Source organism: Rhodococcus jostii NBRC 16295 (assembly GCF_001894825.1).
Taxonomy (GTDB): Bacteria; Actinomycetota; Actinomycetes; order Mycobacteriales; family Mycobacteriaceae; genus Rhodococcus_F; species Rhodococcus_F jostii.
Genome location: NZ_BCWY01000118.1, coordinates 1 through 21,874 on the forward strand (window position 1 = coordinate 1; position 21,874 = coordinate 21,874).

Annotated in this window: 21 protein-coding genes; 11 read left to right on the forward strand and 10 right to left on the reverse strand. The window is 66.9% G+C overall.

Annotated features, from left to right (window positions below):
* The 3 genes from RJ1_RS40040 to RJ1_RS40050 all read right to left on the reverse strand — a co-directional run.
* Nucleotides 1-779 (reverse strand): aromatic amino acid lyase (locus tag RJ1_RS40040; RefSeq protein WP_170008943.1); only part of this gene is annotated, 779 nt, incomplete at its 3' end.
* Nucleotides 776-1,984 (reverse strand): amidohydrolase, encoded by a 1,209-nt coding sequence (locus RJ1_RS40045; RefSeq protein ID WP_083400458.1) that lies wholly within the window; start codon nt 1,982-1,984, stop codon nt 776-778. The genes RJ1_RS40040 and RJ1_RS40045, both read right to left, overlap by 4 nt.
* A complete protein-coding gene (locus RJ1_RS40050; RefSeq protein ID WP_074872873.1) occupies nt 1,981-3,312 on the reverse strand; it encodes an MFS transporter in 1,332 nt (443 codons plus the stop codon). Before RJ1_RS40050 ends, RJ1_RS40045 begins: the two co-directional genes overlap by 4 nt.
* 196 nt (nt 3,313-3,508) lie before the next feature.
* On the opposite strand from RJ1_RS40050, the gene RJ1_RS40055 reads away from it, so the two are divergent.
* A complete protein-coding gene (locus tag RJ1_RS40055; protein ID WP_174695077.1) occupies nt 3,509-4,528 on the forward strand; it encodes an Lrp/AsnC family transcriptional regulator in 1,020 nt (339 codons plus the stop codon).
* Between the two features lie 30 nt (nt 4,529-4,558).
* Here the strand turns inward: RJ1_RS40055 and RJ1_RS40060 are convergent, their stop codons facing one another.
* Nucleotides 4,559-5,050, reverse strand: coding sequence for a metallophosphoesterase family protein (locus RJ1_RS40060; protein WP_073369277.1), 492 nt, complete (start codon nt 5,048-5,050; stop codon nt 4,559-4,561).
* Nucleotides 5,051-5,082: 32 nt separating this feature from the next.
* Complete coding sequence (locus tag RJ1_RS40065; RefSeq protein WP_073369279.1) at nt 5,083-6,000, reverse strand: shikimate dehydrogenase; 918 nt, start codon at nt 5,998-6,000, stop codon at nt 5,083-5,085.
* A gap of 111 nt (nt 6,001-6,111) precedes the next feature.
* Here RJ1_RS40065 and RJ1_RS40070 point away from each other — a divergent pair, with 111 nt between their 5' ends.
* Both RJ1_RS40070 and RJ1_RS40075 read left to right on the forward strand, forming a co-directional pair.
* Entirely contained in the window at nt 6,112-6,789 is a 678-nt protein-coding gene (locus RJ1_RS40070) for a TetR/AcrR family transcriptional regulator (protein WP_073369248.1), read from the forward strand.
* Between the two features lie 122 nt (nt 6,790-6,911).
* Complete coding sequence (locus RJ1_RS40075) at nt 6,912-8,312, forward strand: MFS transporter (RefSeq protein ID WP_073369251.1); 1,401 nt, start codon at nt 6,912-6,914, stop codon at nt 8,310-8,312.
* A 60-nt stretch (nt 8,313-8,372) separates the two neighbouring features.
* Here the strand turns inward: RJ1_RS40075 and RJ1_RS40080 are convergent, their stop codons facing one another.
* The 5 genes from RJ1_RS40080 to RJ1_RS40100 all read right to left on the reverse strand — a co-directional run bounded on the left by RJ1_RS40080 (nt 8,373) and on the right by RJ1_RS40100 (nt 13,709).
* Nucleotides 8,373-9,188 (reverse strand): ATP-binding cassette domain-containing protein, encoded by an 816-nt coding sequence (locus RJ1_RS40080; protein WP_073369253.1) that lies wholly within the window; start codon nt 9,186-9,188, stop codon nt 8,373-8,375.
* Nucleotides 9,189-9,193: 5 nt separating this feature from the next.
* Entirely contained in the window at nt 9,194-10,252 is a 1,059-nt protein-coding gene (locus RJ1_RS40085) for an ABC transporter permease (RefSeq protein WP_073369255.1), read from the reverse strand.
* 139 nt (nt 10,253-10,391) lie between these two features.
* Nucleotides 10,392-11,390 carry a substrate-binding domain-containing protein gene (locus RJ1_RS40090; RefSeq protein WP_073369257.1) on the reverse strand — a complete coding sequence of 333 codons (999 nt, stop codon included), beginning with the start codon at nt 11,388-11,390 and terminating at the stop codon, nt 10,392-10,394.
* A gap of 188 nt (nt 11,391-11,578) precedes the next feature.
* Entirely contained in the window at nt 11,579-12,940 is a 1,362-nt protein-coding gene (locus tag RJ1_RS40095; RefSeq protein WP_073369259.1) for an MFS transporter, read from the reverse strand.
* Between the two features lie 31 nt (nt 12,941-12,971).
* On the reverse strand, nt 12,972-13,709 hold the full coding sequence (locus tag RJ1_RS40100; protein WP_073369261.1) for a GntR family transcriptional regulator: 738 nt from the start codon (nt 13,707-13,709) through the stop codon (nt 12,972-12,974).
* Nucleotides 13,710-13,911: 202 nt separating this feature from the next.
* Between RJ1_RS40100 and iolC the strand changes: the two genes are divergently transcribed.
* The 8 genes from iolC to RJ1_RS40140 form a co-directional block, all read left to right on the forward strand.
* A complete protein-coding gene (gene iolC, locus RJ1_RS40105) occupies nt 13,912-14,901 on the forward strand; it encodes a 5-dehydro-2-deoxygluconokinase (RefSeq protein ID WP_073369263.1) in 990 nt (329 codons plus the stop codon).
* Nucleotides 14,894-15,793: a Cgl0159 family (beta/alpha)8-fold protein gene (locus tag RJ1_RS40110; RefSeq protein ID WP_073369264.1), complete on the forward strand. Its 900-nt coding sequence runs from the start codon at nt 14,894-14,896 to the stop codon at nt 15,791-15,793. Before iolC ends, RJ1_RS40110 begins: the two co-directional genes overlap by 8 nt.
* A gap of 21 nt (nt 15,794-15,814) precedes the next feature.
* Nucleotides 15,815-16,711: a 5-deoxy-glucuronate isomerase gene (gene iolB / locus RJ1_RS40115; RefSeq protein ID WP_073369266.1), complete on the forward strand. Its 897-nt coding sequence runs from the start codon at nt 15,815-15,817 to the stop codon at nt 16,709-16,711.
* Entirely contained in the window at nt 16,708-18,666 is a 1,959-nt protein-coding gene (gene iolD, locus RJ1_RS40120; RefSeq protein WP_174695078.1) for a 3D-(3,5/4)-trihydroxycyclohexane-1,2-dione acylhydrolase (decyclizing), read from the forward strand. The genes iolB and iolD overlap by 4 nt, the downstream gene beginning before the upstream one ends.
* 38 nt (nt 18,667-18,704) lie before the next feature.
* Nucleotides 18,705-19,610 carry a sugar phosphate isomerase/epimerase family protein gene (locus tag RJ1_RS40125; protein ID WP_073369268.1) on the forward strand — a complete coding sequence of 302 codons (906 nt, stop codon included), beginning with the start codon at nt 18,705-18,707 and terminating at the stop codon, nt 19,608-19,610.
* Between the two features lie 21 nt (nt 19,611-19,631).
* Nucleotides 19,632-20,702 (forward strand): Gfo/Idh/MocA family protein, encoded by a 1,071-nt coding sequence (locus RJ1_RS40130; protein ID WP_073369270.1) that lies wholly within the window; start codon nt 19,632-19,634, stop codon nt 20,700-20,702.
* 5 nt (nt 20,703-20,707) lie between these two features.
* Entirely contained in the window at nt 20,708-21,580 is an 873-nt protein-coding gene (locus RJ1_RS40135; RefSeq protein WP_073369272.1) for a sugar phosphate isomerase/epimerase family protein, read from the forward strand.
* An 11-nt stretch (nt 21,581-21,591) separates the two neighbouring features.
* Nucleotides 21,592-21,874, forward strand: a 283-nt coding sequence (locus tag RJ1_RS40140) for an aldehyde dehydrogenase family protein (protein WP_143169592.1), incomplete at its 3' end; no start/stop codon positions are given.

Sequence of the window (21,874 nt, forward strand, 5' to 3'; positions counted from 1 at the left end):
ACCTGCAGGTCGGGGGCGAACACCTTGTCGGTGCCGAGCAGCCCCTCGACGCTCATCGCCGCGGTGACGTCGGCCAACCGCAGGAGCCCGTGCAGGTCCTCGCAGGCCAGCAGCAGCATGCCGAGCATGCCGTCGGTGCCGTTGATGAGGGCGAGTCCCTCCTTTTCCTCGAGCACGACGGGTTCGATGCCGGCGGCGGACAGCGCCGTCCCGGCTGGCATCAGTGCGCCCTCGGCGTCGCGGACCGTGCCCTCGCCGATGACGGCGAGCGCGACGTGCGCCAGCGGCGCGAGATCACCGGAACACCCGAGGCTGCCGTATTCGTGCACCACCGGCGTGATCCCCGACGACAGCAACGAGGCATAGACCTGCGCCACCTCCGGGCGCGCGCCGGTGCGCCCGGTGGCCAGGGTCGACAACCGCAGCAGCATCAGGGCGCGCACCACCTCTTGCTCGACCTCGGGGCCGTTGCCGGCCGCGTGGGAACGGATCAGGCTGCGTTGCAATTGGGCGCGCAATCGAAGCGGTATGTGCCGGGTGGCGAGTGCACCGAATCCTGTGGACACTCCGTAGACGGGCTTCGGATCTTCGGCGAGATCCCTGATGCGCCGCCGCGACTCGCTCATCGCAAGGAGCGCATCTTCGGACAGCGTCACGGCGGCGCCTCGGCGAGCGACACGCAGCACCTGCTCCGGTGTGACACCTCCGACGCCGACTACGACGGTCTTCTCGACTGGTGCGAATTTGTCTCCGCGACGCGCAACGGTATCGACGCTCATACTTTCTCTTCCCTTCGAAGGTGTGGATTCTGGACGCGGTCGAGCAGTCGTGTGCGCTGATCTCGATCGAGGGCGAGTTCCGCCCCGACCACTGCCATCGCCATTGCCCCGTCCAGTACCGCTTCGTCAGCGGACGGGGATGTACCGTGCAGTGCGAACTCGGCCGTGTGGTGTGCGGCATCACCGACGTCGTACCCGATGGTCGGGTGGATGACGGGTAGCAGGTGAGAGATGTTTCCCATATCCGTCGACGCGATGTAATCGCCCGCCCGGGACAGGGCGGTCCGGCCGCGGGTGCCGATCGCCCGGGAGTATGCGCGAGTCATGAAATCGTCCTGCCGCAATTCCGCGAAGTCCTCGCCGCAGGGTGTGATGTTGACGTCCGTGCCCGTTGCGAGGGCACCGGCTTCGAGACACGCTCGCACTCTCGCCTGCACCTGCCGGAGCTTGGTCGTCGATGTCGCTCGAATCTCCACTGCCACCCGAGCATTCGACGGAATCACGTTGCAGGCGTGCCCACCGTCGGTGACGATGATCGATACGACGAGGCCGGGCTCGAGTTGCTGACGCAGGAGTCCTACGGCGTTGTACGCCACGGCCACCGCGTCGAGCGCGTTGGCGCCCAGCCACGGGGCGGTCGCGGCGTGCGAGGACCTACCCACATATTCGGCCGTCCACTGGCTCATCGCCAGGGACGATCCGCCCACCTCGTCTCGCCCGCCCGCGTGCACCATCATGGCGGCGGCGACATCATCGAATACGCCGGCTCTCAGGAGGATGGCCTTCCCGCCGCCCGCTTCCTCAGCAGGGGTCCCCACGAGCTTGACCCGGACATCCAGGGAGTCCGCCACCTCCGCCAACGCGATTGCCGCACCCACCGCGGCGGCGCCGTTGACGTTGTGCCCACACGCATGGCCGATCTCGGGAAGCGCGTCGTATTCGGCGCAGAAACCGATGGTGAGAGCGCCGGTACCCTTGGTCGCGACGAAGGCCGTCGCCAGGCCCCCGACGCCTGTCACCGTCTCGAACCCGGCACCCTCCGCGAGGGCGACGATCTTGGATACCGATCGATGTTCCTCGAATGCCAGTTCCGGCTCGTGATGGAGGCTGTGGCTCAGGGTGATCAGTGCGCCCGACCAACTCGCCACCGAGGACTCGATCTTCGCCGCAACATCGGCTGGGACGAGCATCCCTCGGTCCGTCATGAGAGGTCAGCTCCCTTGCGGTAGCACAGTCCGAGGCCGGCCCCCACGAGTGCGACCGCTGCACACACGCACCACAACCACACGTAGGACTGCAACGTGACCCCCGCGGAAGTGCTGGTCGCGGACAAGATTGCGCCGACAGTGGCCGCTCCGATCGCCGCACCCATCGAGAGCGCGAGTTCGTTGATCCCCGCCGCCATCGCGGTCTCGCGGTCGGGTACCGATTCGACGCACAGTGCGCGCGTCGAGGCCTGATAGCCGCCGAAACCGATGCCGAGTAGAGCGATGGCGGCGAGATACTGGGGAGCCGTCGAATGCCAGAGGAGCACACTGCCGAACGAGGCTGCGATCAGGGCGCCCGAAAGGGCTAGTGTCTGCCGTTCGCCGAGCCTGCGAAGCATCGTTGCTGTGGAGAGCGAACTTGCGAGCGCGAATACGTTGAGCGCCAGTGCTACGAGCGCGATCGAACGCGGCCCGTAAGAAAGGCCGAATCCGCTGTCGTCGGGCGAAGACCCGAGGAAGACCGCGTTCGCACCGAAGAAGCCGATCGTCGAGAAGGCCAGACAGAAGGTGACCCCGGAGACGACGGCGACGGGCGGGTGAACGAGCATGCGGAGATCCACCATCGGACAATTCGAGGTCGAGTCGACGCCGATCCATGCGGCGAGACCGACGACACCCAGAGACATCGCTCCGATCGTTTCGCCCGATGTCCATCCCCAGTCCGCACCGAGCGACAGCGCGGCCACCACGCCCGCCAGACCGAGCGACAGCAGGGCGAACGACACGAGCGGAATACGGCCGCCCAACCGCGGAGCACCATCGGGGATGAGGAAGCCGGCGATCACCGCCAGGACCGCAACCGGTACCGCGACCCACAGCCCGAGTGTCGCCGACCGCTCGCTGAGGGAGCCCGAGACGACACCGCCGACGCCGACCGCCGCAGTGAGGACGCCGACCAGTAGGCCGACTCCCGTGCGGCGACTCGCCGGCGCCTGGTGTCGCAGGATCCCGATCAGGAGCGGCATGAAGCCCACGACCGCACCCTGGAGAACGACACCGACCGAGATCGTCAGCACGCTCGGCCACATCGCCATCATCAGTGACCCGGCAGCGACGAGGGCGATGGAGAGGCGGAGAAAACGGCGGTAACCGAACGAATCGCCCAGTTTGGCGAGTAACGGTGTCCAGATCGCGAACGCCAACTGAGAGAGCAGATAGATCCTGGTCTGTCCCGATGCCGTGATCTGGAGGCTGTCGCCGAGCGATGGCAGCAGTGGTGTGAGATAGCCCTGCGTGACGCCGCTGAGCAACTCGACGGTGGCCATCGAGCCCAATAGCGCCCCTACCGGGAGCCGTCTGCCCCTCAGATCCTCACCCACAACCGATATTGTTCGCATCATCAACCTCGACTTCGCTGTGCCTGGTTGCTCCAGGTTGCGCACCCGCGCTGCGACAACTCTCGGTGGCCCACCTCACTAATCTGGAAAGATGACCGGTTTCTCACAGAAGAGGCCCTGCAGAATGCCGGATGTAACACCAGCGGTAGCAACCGAGCTCGATCTCGCCATCACCGACGCACTCCAGCTGAACCCGCGAGTCGACTGGGCAGAGCTGGCTCAGACCCTCGGGCACACACCGAAGACCCTCGCGAGAAGGTGGAAGCTTCTGACCGAACGCGGTTCCGCGTGGGTTGCGGTGGTTCCAGGCCCGGCATTCGTTCGCCAGGGATGTGCCACATTCCTGGCAGTCCACTGCAGACCTCAGGCGAAGCGCGACGTCGTCCGGGCACTGGTCGCCGAATCCTCTGTGGCGACCGTGTCGAGCACGACAGGCGCTGCGGACTTCCTCCTCGACGTGTTCGTGCCCGGCATCGCAGATCTCGCTCGGCTTCTCGACGACCGGATCGAACGAATCGAAGGCATCACCGCGGTGACATCGATGGTCGCGCTGACCACCTACAGGGAAGGTTCTCGGTGGCGGGTACAAGCTCTGGACCTGGAACAGTCCACTCGACTGGTGCCGCCGACCCCCTCCACCCGTCGGACACCGCTTTCCTCACTCGATGACCTCGACCGGGCTCTGCTTCAAGCCCTGGCGACGGACGGCCGGCAATCCTGGACCGATCTCGCCGCTCGGTGCGGGACGACTGGACCGACCGCGCGCCGCCGGGTCGAGAGAATGACGGACTCGGGTCGTGTCGCCCTGCGGTGCGACGGAGCCCCCGAACTTCTCGGGCCCATCGTGCCGACGACTTTCATGATGACCGTTCCGCCCGATGAGCTGAACAAAGCGGGAAACCTGTTGGGCCGCATGCCCAGATGTCGTGTCGTCGAGGCTGTCACGGGGACGTCGACGATCGTCGCCACCATGTGGTTTCGCGCGGCTGCCGAGATCGCGCCGTTCGAGACCGCCCTGACCCGCGAACTCCCGTCACTCGTGATCATCGACAGGTTCATCACCCTGCACACGTACAAGAGGGGCGGGCACGTACTCGACCCCCTCGGCCGTACCACTGACGTGATCCCACTGACGGCCTACTGAAGGGCCCGAACAACGGTCACGTCAGGTGCGTCACAACCGGTGCAGTTCGATGTCGCCGAGTTCTCCGTCCCGCGCGGTGGCGGTCATGTAGGTGCAGTGCGGCTGGCGCCGTCGATCGGTCGGCGAACCCGGGTTCAGCAGGCGCAGACCGGTTTCCGTCGCCGTGTCCCAGGGAATGTGGCTATGCCCGAAGATCAGGACGTCGGTGTCGGGGTAGGCGGCCGACATCCGCTTCTCCCGGCCGGCGGAGGCCCCGGTCTCGTGAACGACGGTGATGCGCACCCCGGCGAGGGTCACGTCCGCCCGCTCGGGCATCAGCGCGCGCAGTTCGTCGCCGTCGTTGTTGCCCCAGCACGCCACGAGTCGCGCCGATCGCGTCCGCAGGGCCTCGAACGTGGACAGATCGACCCAGTCGCCGGCGTGGATCACCACGTCGGCGCGGTCGACCTCGTCCCAGACTCGGGCGGGCAGGTCGCGCGCCCGTTTCGGGACATGGGTGTCGGCCAGTAGCAATAACCTCACAGTCACAGTCTGCGCCACGGGGCAGGCGCGGCCTACGCTCCCGCGAGAGCGGCGGCGTCCTCCGCCTGCAGCAGCAGACCCATGTGCTCACGCATCCGCTGGGCGTCGGGCTCGAGGCCGGTGAAGATCCGGAAGGAGTCGACCGCCTGACCGATGGTCATGCCGATTCCGCTGAGGGTCTGGGCGCCGATCTCCCGGGCGCGACGGAGGAGTTCGGTTTCGGCGGGACGGTAGACGACGTCCGCGACCCACAGGTCGGGGCGCAGCAGTGCGGCGTCGAGTGCCATGCCGGGGTGGGCCGCCATGCCGATCGGCGTCGCGTGGACGAGGCCCTGGGCCGCGCCGACCGCTGCGGGAACTGCGGAGAGGTCGCCGGCCTCGATGTCCCGGTCGGGGAACAGTTCGGCGAGCGAGTCGCGCAGATCCTTCGAGCGCTCGGCATCGGCGTCGATGATCGTGAAGTGTCCGACGCCCCGGGTGAGCGCCGCGTAGGCCACGGCCGCACCGGCGCCACCGGCACCGAGCTGCACGACGCGGTTCATGGGCGCGCCTTCGAGGCCCTCGTCCATGTTTCGCGCGAATCCGGACCAGTCGGTGTTGTGGCCGATCAGGCGCCCGCCGTCGATGTGGACCGTGTTGACGGCGCCGAGCTTGCGGGCGTCGTCGGACAGGTCGTCGAGCAGCGGAATGATCGCCTGCTTGCAGGGGTGCGTGATGTTGAGCCCGTTGAACCCGAGCAACTTGGCGGCCGCGAGGATCTGCGGCAGCCCCTCGACGCCCATGCCCAGCGTGTCGAGGTCGAGGATCCGGTAGACGTACCCGACGCCCTGCGCGCGACCCTCCGCCTCGTGCAGCGGCGGGGTCAGCGATTTCGAGATCCCGGTGCCGATGAGCCCACACAGGTACGACGGGCGAGCGGCGGCGGGAACATCGAGGTCACGAGGGGTCATGGCGATCACTTCCGGGAGGGGACTGGGAGCTAATTAACTATCTAGTGAGTTATGTCACGGTAGCATACCTCCATACCGCGCGGAAGACATGCACAGGCAGGAGTTTCACCGATGACACGAAGCGAGACGACGGGCGCCACCTCCGACAAGGAGACGGTCAAACGAACCCGCAATCCCGAGAAGACCCGGGAGAACATCCTGCGAGTGGCCATGACGGAATTCGCCGACAAGGGCCTGACGGGCGCCCGGATCGACGAGATCGCGGCGAAGACCGCCACCACGAAGCGGATGCTCTACTACTACTTCGGCGACAAGGACGGCCTGTACCGGGCGGTCCTGCAGCGTGCGTACGAGGAGATCCGCTACGAGGAGTCCCAGCTCGATGTCGACCACCTCGAACCGACCGAGGCGATCCGGGCGCTCGCCGAGCTGACGTTCGACCACCACGAGGCGCACCCGGACTTCATTCGTCTCGTCGCGATCGAGAACACGAATCGGGGCGTCAACCTCGTCCAGGCCGAGGGGCTCCCCGAGACGCAGGCCCCGGCAATCCGCACGCTCGACAGGATCCTGCAGCGGGGCCAGGAGGCGGGCATCTTCCGCACCGACACGACGGCGCTCGACATCCACATGCTCATCAGCTCGTACTGCGTCTTCCGGGTGGCGAATCGGTACACGTTCAAGGCGCTGTTCGACTGGGATCTCACCGGCGCGGAGAACCGCCCCCACCTGCGCACGATGATCGGCGACGTCGTCCTGGCCTACCTGCAGCAGCCCGGGAAAGTATGAACTAACTATTTCGACCATTATTGACTCGAGGCTGTGACCTGGGTTACCTTGCTTGTACGACCTACGAACACCTGCTCTTTCGAGCCGCCAGTGTTCACATTCCTCGCTCCCCAGGAGTATCGATGACCATCGACTACGGCACCGGCGTCTCCGGTCGAAACGGTGACGGCAAAGGCCGCTCCTCCGTCGACCCCAACGCTGATCCCACCAACGCGAAGAAGGCCGCGAAGGCCGCCTTCTTCGGCAGCCTGCTCGAGTACTACGACTTCTACATCTTCGCGTCGGCTGCTGCGCTGGTGTTCCCGCACGTGTTCTTCGAGGGATCGAAGAATCCGCTGCTGCTGTCGCTGGCCACCTTCGGCATCTCCTACGTCGCGCGTCCGATCGGCGCAGTGTTCGTCGGACACTTCGGCGACCGGGCCGGGCGCAAGAAGGTGATGATGTTCTGCCTGGTGCTCATGGGTGTCGTCACGTTCCTGATCGGCTGTCTGCCGTCGTCCGAGCAGGCCGGGATGGTCGGTCCGGTGCTGCTGGTGCTCCTGCGCATCTGCCAGGGCGTCTCCGCGGCCGGCGAGCAGTCGGGTGCGGGGTCACTCACCCTCGAGCACTCCCCCGCCCACCGTCGCGGCTTCTTCTGCAGCTGGACGCTCACCGGCACCCAGGCCGGCTTCATCGTCGCGAGCCTCGCGTTCATCCCCGTCGCGGCGCTGCCCGACGAAGATCTCTACAGCTGGGGCTGGCGTGTCCCGTTCTGGTGCAGCCTCCTCGTCCTCGTCGTCGCCTACATCGTGCGTCGCAAGCTCGAAGAGCCCGAGATCTTCATCGCCAACAAGGAAGCGCTGGACGAGACGCCCGCCCCGCTGCCCGTCGTCGACCTCTTCCGCACGCACTGGCGTGACGTTCTCCGTGTGGTCTTCTGCGCCTTCATCGCCGTGGTCAGCACCGTGTTCTCCGTGTTCGGCCTCGCCTACGCCACCACCCCCGAGATCGGGATGAGCCGCACGACCATGCTGTGGGTCGCGATCGCCGCCAACGCGGTGGCCCTGGTCTCGCAGCCGCTGTTCGGCATGCTGTCCGACCGGATCGGCCGCAAGCCGGTGTTCATCGGTGGCGCGATCGGTTCGGCCGCCGGAATCTTCCTGTACTTCGCCGCGATCGGCACCGGCAACGTGGCGATGATCTTCCTCGCGGGCATCCTGCTGATGGGTGGCGTCTACGCCGGGACCAACGCCATCTGGCCGGCGTTCTACGCCGAGATGTTCTCGTCGCGGGTTCGCTACTCCGGCATGGCGATCGGCACGCAGCTCGGTTTCGCCCTCGCCGGATTCGCTCCGACCATCGCCCAGGCACTGCGCGGCGCCGACCCCAAGAACTGGGTGCCGGTGGCGATCTTCACCGCCGTCTGCGCGCTGATCGCCGCGGCCTCTGCCTCCACGGCCAAGGAGAACTCCCGCACTCCGCTGCTCGACCTCGACAAGGAGGACGTCGCGCTCACGAAGGCTAAGGCGAACGCGAAGGTCTGATCCACTCGGAAACGAACGATGCGCCCGGCACGTGTGCCGGGCGCATCGTCGCGTCGGTGCCTAACGCCGCAGTTCGTGGGTGAGTGCTTCGAGTTCGTCGCCGCCGGCCATCTGCTGGGTGAGTTCTTCGAGGCTGATCTCGTCGAACGTGCAGTCCAGTTTCTGGCGGCCGCGGTTGAGGAGGACGAAGTGGTCGCCGACCATGTAGGCGTGGTGCGGGTTGTGGGTGATGAACACGACCCCGAAGCCCTGTTCCTTAGCGGCGGAGATATAGCGCAGCACCATCCCGGACTGCTTGACGCCCAGGGCAGCGGTGGGCTCGTCGAGGATCAGGACGCGGGCGCCGAAGAAGATCGCCCGGGCGATCGCCACACACTGACGCTGGCCGCCGGACAGCGACCCGATGGGGGCGTCGACGTCGGGCAGCTCGATGCCCATCTTCGACAACTCCGACATGGTGGTGGCGCGCATACCGTTCGCGTCGAGGGTCTTGAGCGGTCCCTTCCGCAGTTCCTGGCCGAGGAAGAAGTTCCGCCACACCGGCATCAGCGACACCACCGCCAGATCCTGGTAGACGGTGGCGATGCCCTTGGACAGGGCCTCCTTCGGCGAGCCGAACGTGAGGGCCTCGCCGTCGACGAGCAGCTCGCCCGAACTCTGCTGGTGCAGGCCGGCGATGATCTTGATCAGGGTGGACTTGCCGGCGCCGTTGTCGCCGAGGACACCGGTGACCTCCCCGGCCCGCACCCGCAGGTTGATGTCCTCGAGGGCGATGATGTTGCCGTACTGCTTGCCGACGTGTTTGAGCTCGATCAGCGGGATCTTGTCGCCACCACCGGGTTCGGTATCGACGGGAAGTTGTTCGATGGTACTCATACCGGTCACCTCTTGGCGGCGTAGTTGCGGAAGGCATTGTTGGCGATGACCGCGAACAGCAGCATCGCGCCGAGGAAGAACTTGAACCAGTCCGGGTTCCAGCCGGCGTAGACGATGCCCTGGTTCGTCATGCCGAAGATGAATGCGCCGATCGCGGCGCCGATCGCGGTGCCGTACCCACCGGTGAGCAGGCAGCCGCCGATGACCGCGGCGATGATGTAGAGGAACTCGTTGCCGATGCCCTGCCCGGACTGGACGGTGTTGAACGAGAACAGCAGGTGCATCCCGACGAACCAGGCGGCGAACCCGACGGTCATGAACAACCCGATCTTGACCTTGGTGACCGGGACGCCGATGGCGCGGGCGGAGTCCTGGTTGCCGCCGACGGCGAAGATCCAGTTCCCGATCCGGGTCTTGAACAGCACCCAGGTGGCGATCGCGGTGAACAGCAACCACCAGACCACGGTGATCCGCACCGACACCCCACCGATCTCGAAGGAGGACGCGAACACCCTCTTCGCCGAGTCGAACCCGGCCATGTCGGACACGCTGGGGGTGGCGACCTGCCCGGTGACGAGTTTGGTGACGGCCAGGTTGATGCCGGTGAGCATCAGAAACGAGCTCAGCGTGATCAGGAAGCTGGGGATCTTCGTCTTCATCACCAGGTAGCCGTTGAAGAACCCGACCGCCAGGGACACGACGAGGGCGAGGGCGGCGCCGGCCCAGAGGTTCAGGTGCAGGTTGTAGGCGATCATCGACGCGGCGAGGGAGCTGGTGGTGACGGCGACGCCGGCGGACAGGTCGAATTCGCCGCCGATCATCAGCAGCGCGACCGCGCAGGCCATGATCCCGATCGTCGAGGAGGCGTAGAGCACCGTGGCCAGGGCTTCGGGGCTGCGGAACGGGGGTGCGACGACCATGAAGAAGACGAAGATGGCGATCGCACCGAACAGGGAACCGACCTCGGGGCGGACCAGCAGACGCTGCAGGCGTTTCTGCTCCTTCACCCTCTCGTCGTGGACGACCTTGTGACTGGCAAGGTCCAGATCTTGCTGTGTGGACATGATTTCCTCTCCGCGCCGGTGGATCTCAGCGTTGTGCGGTGCCGGCCGGTCGTGCGACCGGGTCGATGGTGACGGTGTGTGCGTGAGATGGACCCACCGGGGTCCGGATCGTGTGCCCTGACATGTGATCGACCGCCGATCAGCGGGTGCCGGCCTTGGCGTACTCGGCGACCTTGTCGATGTTGGACTTGTCGATGAACGACGGTCCGGTCAGCGTCGGCCCGCCGCCGCCGATGACGTTGCCATTGTTCAGGTAGAGCCACAGCGAATCGATCGCCAGGTAGCCCTGCAGGTAGGGCTGCTGGTCGATGGCCCACTGCACGCTGCCGTCGGAGATGGCATCGACGAGTGCCGCGTTGGTGTCGAACGTGAAGACCTTGGCCGGGCTGCCCGCGTTACCGACCGACTGCACGGCGGTGAGGGCGATCGGGGCGCCGAGCGTGAGCACACCGTCGATGGACGGGTCCTGCTGGAGCTTGGCGGCGATCGTCGAGTTCACCGACGGCATGTCCTCACCGTTCACATTGAGTGTCTCGAACGTGCCCCGGAAGGTCTGCTTGGCGCCGGCGCAACGGGATTCGAGCTGGATCTGGCCCTGCTGCTGAATGACGCAGATGACGTGCTTGGCGCCGTCATCGTTCAGGCGGTTCCCCGCGGCCTGGCCGGCGATGGTCTCGTCCTGCCCGAAGTACTGGTTGACCCCCATGTCCTTCCACGCTCCGTATCCGGCGTTGAACGCGGAGATCGGGATGCCGGCGTCCTGGGCGGCCTTGACGGCGGGCGCCATCGCCTCGGGGGTCGCGAGGGTGAGCGCGAGTCCGTCGACCTTGGAGTCGATGGCGGTCTGCACGAGATTGGCCTGGTTGGGGGCCTGCGGATCGGACGAGTACTTCAGTTCGACGTTGTCCTTGTCTGCGGCGTCCTGCGCGCCCGTGCGGATCAGGTCCCAGAAGGTGTCGCCCGGTGCCGCGTGCGTGACCATTGCGATCGTGATGCGCGGGGTGTCGGCGGTGCCCGCGCCGATCCCGGACCCGCTGCTGTCCGGTTTGCCTCCGGTGCTCGAGCACGCCGCGAGGCTCATCACCAAGGCACTCGCGCAGGCCAGTACCGCCACGCGACGCCGGTTGGGGAAGTTCATCTGCTTTTCCTCTCGGGGGGACGAACGGCCCGGTGACGTCTTGGCCGTGTGCCTTAGATGTAATACGCGTCACACTAGAAAGTCAATAGTTTGTCTGGACATTAGGACCACATATCAAATGAGCGGACATGGGCGCCCCCGCAGACGGCCCGGAAATCGAGCAGATGTGTGGACGGATGCAGGCGCGCTCAGCGCGTGACCGCTGCCCCGGCGTCGCGCGGCAGACGCAGCGTGTCGACCACCGTGCACAGCATCAGCAGGCCCAAAAGGACAAAGGTCCAGGAATATTCGGATCCGAACCCGTGCTCGGACGACGTCGCCAACGGCGTGAACGCAGTGAGGGCGAGCGCTGCGACCGCAATGCCGAGGCCGGCCGCCAATTCCTGGACGGCGGCGTTGAGGGTGTTCGCGTGCGTGAGGTCGGCGCGGTCGACGTCGGAGAACGCGAGGCTGTTGTACGCGGTGAATCCGACCGAGCGCAGGGCGCCGCTCACGAAGAGAACCGCCACGATGACCGGAATCGGGGTCGACGGGCTCAGCACGGCGAGCAACCCGAAGCAACCGACGGACAGCAGGGCGTTGACCAGCAGGATCGGCCGGATACCGAAGCGCCGCATCAGGGATGTCGTGCAGGGTTTGATGGCGATGTTGCCGGCGAACAGTGCCGCGACCAGCAGTCCCGCGAGGAACGGCGTCCAGCCGAAACCGAGCTGGAATTGCAGCGGCAGGAGGAACGGCACGGCCGTGACGGTCAGGCGGTAGAGCGAGCCTCCGGTGACGGTGGTCCGGAGCGTCCGGACCCGCAGGACGCGGACGTCGACGAGAGGATGCGGGGCACGGACGAGGTGGACCGCGGACGCCGTGAGCAGGACCACCGCGACCACTCCCCCGACCACGACGCGACTCCAGTCGGTTCCCGTCACGCGGATGCTCTCCAGCGCGATCAGGGCTGCGGCGATTCCCGTCCCGATTCCGACGAGGCCCCGCCAGTCGAGCCTTCTCGTCGACGGCGCGCGCGACCCGTGAACGAGTCGCAGCGACAGCAGGATTCCGAGGAGGCCGATCGGAATGTTGATGACGAAGATCCACCGCCACGACCCGACGGTGGCGATCGCACCGCCGAGCAGCGGCGCGATGACGGGCGCGGCGAGCGCGGGCCAGGTGAGCAGGGCGATCGCGCGGACGAGGTCGCTCTTCGTACTCGACCGCAGTACCGCCAGCCGCCCGACGGGCACCATCATGGCTCCGCCGACTCCCTGTAGCACCCGCATCGCGACGAGCATCGGCAACGACACACTCGCGGCGCACCCTATCGACGCCAGCGTGAACACGGCGATGGCGGCCACGAACACTCGGCGGGTGCCGAACCGCTCGGCCATCCACCCGCTGGCGGGGATGAGAACGGCAACCGTCACCAGGTACGCGGAAATCGCGACATTGACGTCGACTGCGTCGACACCGAAGGACTCGGCGATCAGCGGGACGGCGGGCGCGATGATGGTGGCGTCGAGGATCTCCATGAAGAGGGCACCGGCCACCAGCAGGGCCATTCCCCGGGGGAACGACGTCGCGCGCGCGGTTCTAGCGATCGACAACGGTGGTGTCGAAGTAGTACCGCGACGCGCGGTAGCAGTGGCTGCCGAACTCGACGGCGCTTCCCGAGTCGTCGAACGCGGTCCGGTTCATCGTCAGCAGCGGCGCCCCGGTCTTCTCGTCGAGCAGGGACGCCTCCGCCTTGGTCGCCGCTTTCGCGCCGATGCGCTGCCGAGCGAGACGGATGTGCACGCCCCGCGCCCGGAGCGCGTGGTAGAGGCCGTGCGCCTCCAGCTCCTCGGGGTCCGGCGCGAGGTCCACCGGGATGTGGTTGGTCATCAGCGCCAGCGGTTCGCCGTTGGTGCTGCGCAGGCGCCGGATGGACGCGACCTCGGCACCGGGCTGCAGGTTGAGTTCGGCGGCGACGTCTTCGGCCGGCACGGACACCTGGTAGTCGAGGAGCTTGGTGGTCGGGCTCTGCCCGGCTCGCGCGAGGTCGTCGAAGAGGCTCGTGAGCTCGACCGGCCGGTGCACGGCACTCTGCACGACCTGCGTTCCGACGCCACGTTTGCGGACGAGGAGGCCTTTGTCGACGAGTTCCTGGATGGCGCGGCGCGTGGTGGGACGAGACAGGTTCAGACGCTTGGCGAGCGCCAGCTCGTTCTCGAAGCGGTCACCGGGGGCGAGTTCCCCGCCGATGATCGCGTTCTCGATCGTCTGCGCGAGCTGGAAGTACAGCGGAACCGGGCTCGATCTGTCGAGCTCGACTGCGAGTGGTGCACCCACGGACAACTCCGATCCTCGTGCGCAGGCGACGTCCGCCGTCGCCGATCTTTCCGGCAGTGTATGCGAACACTAACACCAGATTGACTTCAAGTAATAATGTCAGGACAAAGTCTTGACAGGAGCCGGTGATGTGGAGCACAGTTTCAACCAGACCTCGGCGCCCTGCGCAGACCACCCACAACGACCTATTCGGGAGTCAGCCTTGACCACCAACCAGACGCAACCCAGCCGGAACGGATTGGACGTCCTCGCCATCGGGCGCTGCGGTGTGGACATCTATCCATTGCAGACCGGAGTCGGACTCGAGCACGTCGAGACGTTCGGCAAGTTCCTCGGCGGAAGCGCGGCCAACGTCACGGTCGCCGCGGCCCGCCTCGGCTGCAGCAGCGCCCTCATCTCGGGCGTCGGCAACGATCCGTTCGGACGGTTCGTCCGCACCGCGCTCACCGACCTCGGCGTCGACAACCGGTACGTCGGGATCGACACCGAGCACCCGACGCCCGTCACGTTCTGTGAGATCTTCCCACCGGACGACTTTCCGCTGTACTTCTACCGCAAGCCCGTCGCCCCCGACCTCCAGGTGACACCCGCCGACCTCGATCTCGACGCAGTCCGCGACGCGAAGCTCTACTGGTCGACCGTCACCGGACTGTCCGAAGAGCCCAGCCGCAGTGCACATTTCGCTGCCTGGGAGGCGCGGGGACGTCGCAGCCACACCGTCCTCGATCTCGACTACCGCCCGATGTTCTGGTCCTCGCCCGCCGAGGCGACCGCGCAGGTGCAGCGCGCCCTCCAGCACGTCACCGTCGCGGTCGGCAACCGTGAGGAGTGCGAGATCGCGGTCGGCGAGACCAACGCACACAAGGCCGCCGACGCGCTGCTCGATCTCGGTGTCGAACTGGCCATCGTCAAGCAGGGCCCCAAGGGTGTCCTCGGGAAGACCCGCACCCAGTCCATCACCGTGCCCCCGAACGACGTCGAGGTGATCAACGGGCTCGGCGCCGGCGACAGCTTCGGCGGCTCGCTGTGCCACGGACTGCTGGCCGGGTGGCCGCTCGAGAAGATCCTGCGCTACGCCAACGCCGCGGGGGCGATCGTCGCTTCCCGGCTCGAATGCTCCACCGCGATGCCGACGGCCGACGAGGTCCGTGCGCTCGCCGATTCCACCACTTCGGAGGCTGTCAATGTCTGAAACTCTCGCTCACCGCGCAGTCTGCACGTCGTACGCCGACGTCACCGAGGTACGCGCCAACGACCCGGCCGCCATCGACCGTGCCTGGGCGACCCGCGTCGCACGGCCGACGGTGCGCGGTAACGGCCGGCTCATGATCGTCGCCGCCGACCACCCCGCTCGCGGTGCACTCTCGGTCGGCGACCGTCCGACCGCGATGAACAGCCGCACCGATCTCCTGGACCGTCTCCGCACCGCCCTGCGCAACCCCGGCGTGGACGGCGTGCTCGCCACCGCCGACATCCTCGACGATCTGGTGCTGCTCGGCGCGCTCGACGACAAGGTGGTCATCTCCTCGATGAACCGCGGTGGCCTGGCGGGCGCGAGTTTCGAACTCGACGACCGGATGACCGGCTACACCGCCGCCGGCACCGCGAAGGCCGGGATGAACGGCGGAAAGATGCTGTGCCGCATCGACCTCGACGATCCCGGCACCCTCTCGACGCTCACCGCGTGCGCCCAGGCAGTCGATGCACTGGCCGAGGCGGGGCTGATGGCCATGGTGGAACCGTTCCTGTCGCGGCGGGTGGACGGCAAGGTCAAGAACGATCTCAGCGCCGACGCCGTCATCAAGTCGATCCACATCAGCCAGGGCCTGGGTTCCACGTCCGCCTACACCTGGATGAAGCTCCCGGTGGTCGACGAGATGGAACGCGTGATGGACGCGACGACACTTCCGACGCTGCTGCTCGGCGGAGATCCGCAGACGGCACCCGAGGAGACGTTCGCGAGCTGGGCCAAGGCTCTCGCGCTGCCGTCGGTCCGCGGGCTGATCGTCGGCCGCACCCTGCTGTACCCGCGGGACGAGGACGTCGCCGCCGCGGTCGACACCGCCGTATCCCTCGTTCACTGACGCACGCCGGAGAGGCCAACGATGAACAGCAAGTACTACGTGCCGGTCGGTTCGGCGGCCACCGGGCCGTTCGATCTCGAGGTCACCCCCGAGTCGGCGGGCTGGACCGAGTCGAGCCTGCGGGTGCTGACCCTGGCCCCCGGAGGGTCCGCCGACCTCGTGACCGGTGACGACGAGATCATCGTCGTACCACTCGCCGGGTCCGCGTCCGTGTCGAGCGAGGGCACCGAGTTCGCCCTCACCGGGCGGCGATCCGTGTTCGACGGGCCGAGCGACTTCGCCTACGTGGGCCGCGATTCGGCCTACACGGTGGCGAGCGCGACCGGTGGACGCTTCGCCTTGTGCGGGGCCCGCGCCCGGCAGAAGTTCCCGTTCCGGTACGTTCCCGCCGCGGACGTGTCCGTCGAACTGCGCGGCGCGGGCAACTGCAGCCGCCAGGTCCACAACTTCGGCACCGCCGACCGCTTCGAGGCCGATTCGATCATCGCGTGCGAGGTCATCACGCCCGGCGGCAACTGGTCGTCGTACCCGAGCCACAAGCACGACGAGAACAGCGACGTCGAATCCCAGCTCGAGGAGATCTACTACTTCGAGATCGCCGAAGCGAACTCCACCGCAGTCGGTTTCGACGGAACCGGATTCGGCTACCATCGCGTGTACGGCACTCCCGAGCGGCCCATCGAGGTGCTCGAGGAAGTGCGCTCCGGCGACGTGGTCCTCGTGCCGCACGGCTATCACGGACCGTCGATCGCCGCCCCCGGACATCACATGTACTACCTGAACGTCATGGCCGGGCCGGGCGACGACCGCGCCTGGAACATCTGCGACGACCCGGCCCACACCTGGCTGCGCGGCAGCTGGGAACACCAGACCGTCGATCCCCGTCTCCCCCTCCACGCACCGTCCGAAGGAGCATGACCGTGGTGTCCACAGCGCCGATGTCGGCGAGCAAGAACCCCAACGCCGAGGGCACCGTCCACCTCACGGTGGCTCAGGCGACCATCCGATTCCTCGCCAGCCAGTACGTCGAGCGGGACGGCGAACGCACCAAGTTCTTCGCCGGCTGCTTCGGCATCTTCGGCCACGGGAACGTCGCGGGGCTCGGCCAGGCCTTGTTGCAGGCCGAGATCGACGCCGTCGACGCCGGCACCGAGCCCGAACTGCCCTACGTCCTCGGCCGTAACGAGCAGGCGATGGTGCACAGTGCGGTCGCGTACGCACGCCAGAAGGATCGCCTGCAGACCTGGGCGGTCTCAGCCAGCGTCGGCCCCGGCTCGACCAACATGCTGACCGGCGCGGCGCTCGCCACCATCAACCGGCTGCCCGTCCTGCTGCTGCCCGCCGACACGTTCGCCACCCGCGCGAGCGCACCGGTTCTGCAGGAACTCGAACTGCCGTCGAGCGGCGACGTCACCGTCAACGACGCGTTCAAACCGCTGTCGCGGTACTTCGACCGGGTGTGGCGGCCGGAGCAGTTGCCTTCCGCGCTGCTCGGTGCGATGCGCGTGCTGACCGACCCGGTCGAGACGGGCGCGGCCACCGTCGCCATTCCGCAGGACGTGCAGGCCGAGCCCTTCGACTGGCCGGAATCGCTGTTCGCCGAGCGCACGTGGCACGTGGCCCGGCCGCTCCCCGAGAAGTCCGTGATCGCGCGGGCCGCCGACGTGATCCGGTCCGCGAAGAAGCCGCTGATCGTCGCGGGCGGTGGCCTCATCTACTCGGGCGCCACCGAGACACTGGCCTCGTTCGCCGAGGCGACCGGCATTCCGGTCGGCCAGAGCCAGGCCGGCAAGGGCTCACTGCCCTACGACCACCCGCAGTCGGTCGGCGCGATCGGCTCGACCGGCACGACCGCGGCCAACGCGCTCGCAACCGACGCCGACGTGATCATCGGCATCGGCACCCGCTACAGCGACTTCACCACGGCCTCGCGCACCGCGTTCAACAACCCCGACGTGCGGTTCGTCAACATCAACGTGGCGTCGATCGACTCGGTGAAGCAGGGCGGCGTCAGCGTCGTCGCCGATGCCCGGGAGGCGCTCGAGGCCCTCTCCGAGGCGCTCGGCGACTACCGTGTTCCGGACGAGTACCGCTCGCGCACCGAAGAACTCGCTGCGCAGTGGGAGTCGGCCGTCGACTCGGTCTACAAGATCGACGACGACTCGCTCGGCCTGAACCAGAACCAGGTCATCGGCCTCGCCAACACGCTGTCGGATCCGCGGGACGTCGTCGTGTGTGCCGCCGGCTCCATGCCCGGCGATCTGCACAAGCTGTGGCGCACCCGCGACTCCAAGGGCTACCACGTCGAGTACGGCTTCTCCTGCATGGGCTACGAGATCGCCGGCGGCATCGGCGCCAAGATGGCCTGCCCCGACCGCGACGTGTTCATCATGGTCGGCGACGGTTCCTACCTGATGATGGCCACCGAACTCGTCACGGCGGTGCAGGAGAACGTCAAGGTCATCGTGGTCCTCGTGCAGAACCACGGTTTCGCATCCATCGGGTCGCTGTCGGAGTCGCTCGGCTCCCAGCGTTTCGGCACCGACTACCGCTACCGGGGCGACTCCGGTCGGCTCGACGGCGACATCCTGCCCGTCGATCTGGCGGCCAACGCCGCGAGCCTCGGCGCCGACGTGATCCGCGCGAACACCGCTTCCGAGTTCGCCGACGCCGTCAAGGTGGCGAAGGCGAGCGACAACACCACCGTCATCCACGTCGAGACGGACCCCCGCATCGCCGCACCCGACAGCGAATCCTGGTGGGACGTGCCGGTCAGCGCGACCAGCACCCTCGACTCCACCCGGGCCGCCTACGAAACGTACGCGCAGTGGAAGAAGATCCAGCGTCCGTTCCTCCGCCCGTCCGGCAACTGACAACTCTCCCCACACACTCTTCTCGAAAGGATTTCCCGATGAGCGTCATCCGCGTCGGCTCCGCCCCCGACTCCTGGGGCGTCTGGTTCCCGGAAGACCCGCAGCAGACCCCGTACGGCCGATTCCTCGACGAGGTCTCCGCGTCCGGGTACGAGTGGATCGAACTGGGCCCGTACGGCTACCTGCCCACCGACCCACAGCAGCTCCGCGACGAACTCGCGGCCCACAATCTGAAGCTGTCGGCCGGCACCGTGTTCGAGCACCTGCACCAGGACAACTCCTGGGATGCCGTGTGGACCCAGATCGAGGACGTCGCGAAGCTCACCGCCGCCGTCGGCGGCAAGCACGTGGTCGTCATCCCCGAGATGTGGCGCGACCCGTCCAGCGGTGAGGTGCTCGAGGACCGCAATCTCACTGCGGAGCAGTGGAAGAAGAAGACCGGCGGCATGAACGAGCTCGGCAAGAAGATGTTCGAGCAGTACGGGGTGAAGGCGCAGTACCACCCGCACGCCGACAGCCACGTCGACACCGAGGAGAACGTGTACCGCTTCCTCGACGGCACCGACAGCGAGTACGTGAACCTGTGCCTCGACACCGGCCACATCAGCTACTGCGGCGGCGACAACCTCGCGATCATCGAACGGGCCCCCGAGCGGATCGGCTACCTGCACCTCAAGCAGGTCGACCCCGAGGTCCGCGCCAAGGTCGAGGCCGAAGACCTGCCGTTCGGCGAGGCCGTCAAGCTCGGCGCGATGATCGAGCCCCCCCTCGGCATCCCCGACCTGCCGCCGCTGCTCGCCGCGATCGAGAAACTCGACGTCGACGTGTTCGCGATCGTCGAGCAGGATCTCTACCCCTGCGCCGTCGACGTTCCCCTGCCGATCGCTCAGCGCACCCGTAAGTACCTGGGCTCCTGCGGGATCCCTTCCGTCCGCTTCCAGTAACACGTCAGGAGCCACACCACCATGTCCAAGAGCAGCACCGAACTCCGCATCGCCGTCCTGGGTGTCGGAATGATGGGCGCCGACCACGTCGCGCGGATCACCGACCGAATCAAGGGCGCGACCGTCGCCGTGGTCAACGACTACTTCATCGAGAAGGCCGAAGAGATCGCGGCCGGAATCCCCGGATGCCGCGTGGTCAACGACCCGCTGGATGCGATCGCCGACCCGGGTGTCGACGCCGTCGTCCTGGCCACCCCCGGCCCGACGCACGAGAAGCAGCTCCTCGCCTGCCTCGAGCACGGCAAGCCGGTGATGTGCGAGAAGCCGCTCACCACCGATGTCGCCACGTCCCTCGAGATCGTCAAGCGGGAAGCCGAGCTCGGCAAGAAGCTGATCCAGGTCGGCTTCATGCGGCGATTCGACCATGAGTACGAGCAGCTGAAGACGCTCATCGACGACGGCGTATTCGGACAGGTGCTCCTCGCGCACTGCGTGCACCGCAACCCGGTCGTGCCGCCCGGCTTCGACAGCTCGATGATCGTCAAGGACTCGCTCGTCCACGAGGTCGATGTGACCCGGTTCCTGTTCGACGAGGAGATCACCTCGGTGCAGATCCTCCGGCCGGCCGCGAACCCGGGTGCACCCGAAGGACTTCAGGACCCTCAGATCGCGTTCTTCAGCACCGAGTCCGGTCGCCACATCGACGTCGAGGTTTTCGTGACCACCGGCATCGCCTACGAGGTGCGCACCGAGATCGTCGCCGAGAAGGGTTCGGCGTTCATCGGTCTCGATGTCGGACTCGTCCGCAAGTACGGCACCGGCGCAGGCAACGGCCGTTCGGGCGCCGGAGCGTGGGGCGGGGAGATCACCCCGTCGTTCAAGGAACGCTTCGGCCAGGCGTACGACGTCGAGATCCAGCGCTGGGTGAACGCCGCCCGCACGGGCGCGGAGACCGGCACCTACATCGACGGCCCCGGCGCCTGGGACGGCTACGCCGCCGCCGCCGTGTGTGCCGCCGGCGTGCAGTCGCTGGAGACCGGCGAGCGGGTGACCGTCGACATGGTCGACCGTTCCAGCATTCCGGGAGCCTGACCACCATGAAAATCGCACTCGACCCCACCCCGTTCCACCACGACCACTCCCTCCTCGAATTGCCCGCGGTGGTCGCGGAACTCGGATTCGACCATTTGCAGCTCACCCCGCATCGCGACATGATCCCGTTCTTCAACCACCCGAAGGCGGACGACGAACTGGTCCGGCAGTTCCGCAAGGCCTGCAGCGACGCCGGTGTCGGGATCGCTTCGGTGTTGCCGGTGCTGCGGTGGTCCGGCCCGGACGAAGACGCCCGCGAGGCAGCGGTGCGGTACTGGAAGCGCGCCATCCAGATCACCGTCGACCTCGGCGTGAACGTGATGAACACCGAGTTCAGCGGTCGCCCGGAGAAGGCCGAGGAATCGGAGCGCGCCTTTTACCGGTCGATGGAGGAACTCGTCCCCATCATCGAGCGTGAAGGTATCGACGTCCGCATCGACCCGCACCCCGACGACTTCGTGGAGAACGGACTCGACGCCATCCGCATGATCCGCGGCATCAACTCCAAGAACTTCGGACTGGTCTACGTCGCGTGCCACACGTACCACATGGGCGCGGGCATGCTCGAGATCATGCGCGCCGCCGGCGACCTGCTGCGGCTCGTCCACGTCGCGGACACGATGGATCACCATCGCTCGCACGGACTGCGGTACATCACCAACCCGCCCGGCAACCCCGTTCGCGTGCACCAGCACCTCAAGATCGGTGACGGCGACCTCGACTGGAACGAGTTCTTCGGTGGGCTCTCCGAACTCGGTTTCTACGACAAACCCGACACGGTGATGGTGTCCAGCGTCTTCGCCGAGGACGAAACCGCACACGACGTCTCCCGCTACCAACTGAAGACCATGAAGGATTACATCGCGCGCACGCGGTGAAAGGACAGCACATGAGCACCAACATCACTCGCGAGATCGCCCACTGGTCCGACGGTAAGGGTTTCGCCGGCACCAGCGGCAACACCGCCCCGGTCACCAACCCCGCCATTGGCGCCGTCACCGGTCAGGTGGCGTTGGCCAGCGTCGAGGACGCCCGCGTCGTCATCGACGCCGCAGCGGCCGCGTTCCCCGCCTGGCGCGACACCTCCCTCGCCAAGCGTTCCGCCATCGTGTTCAAGTTCCGGGAACTGCTCAACGAGCGCAAGGGTGAACTCGCGGAGATCATCACCTCCG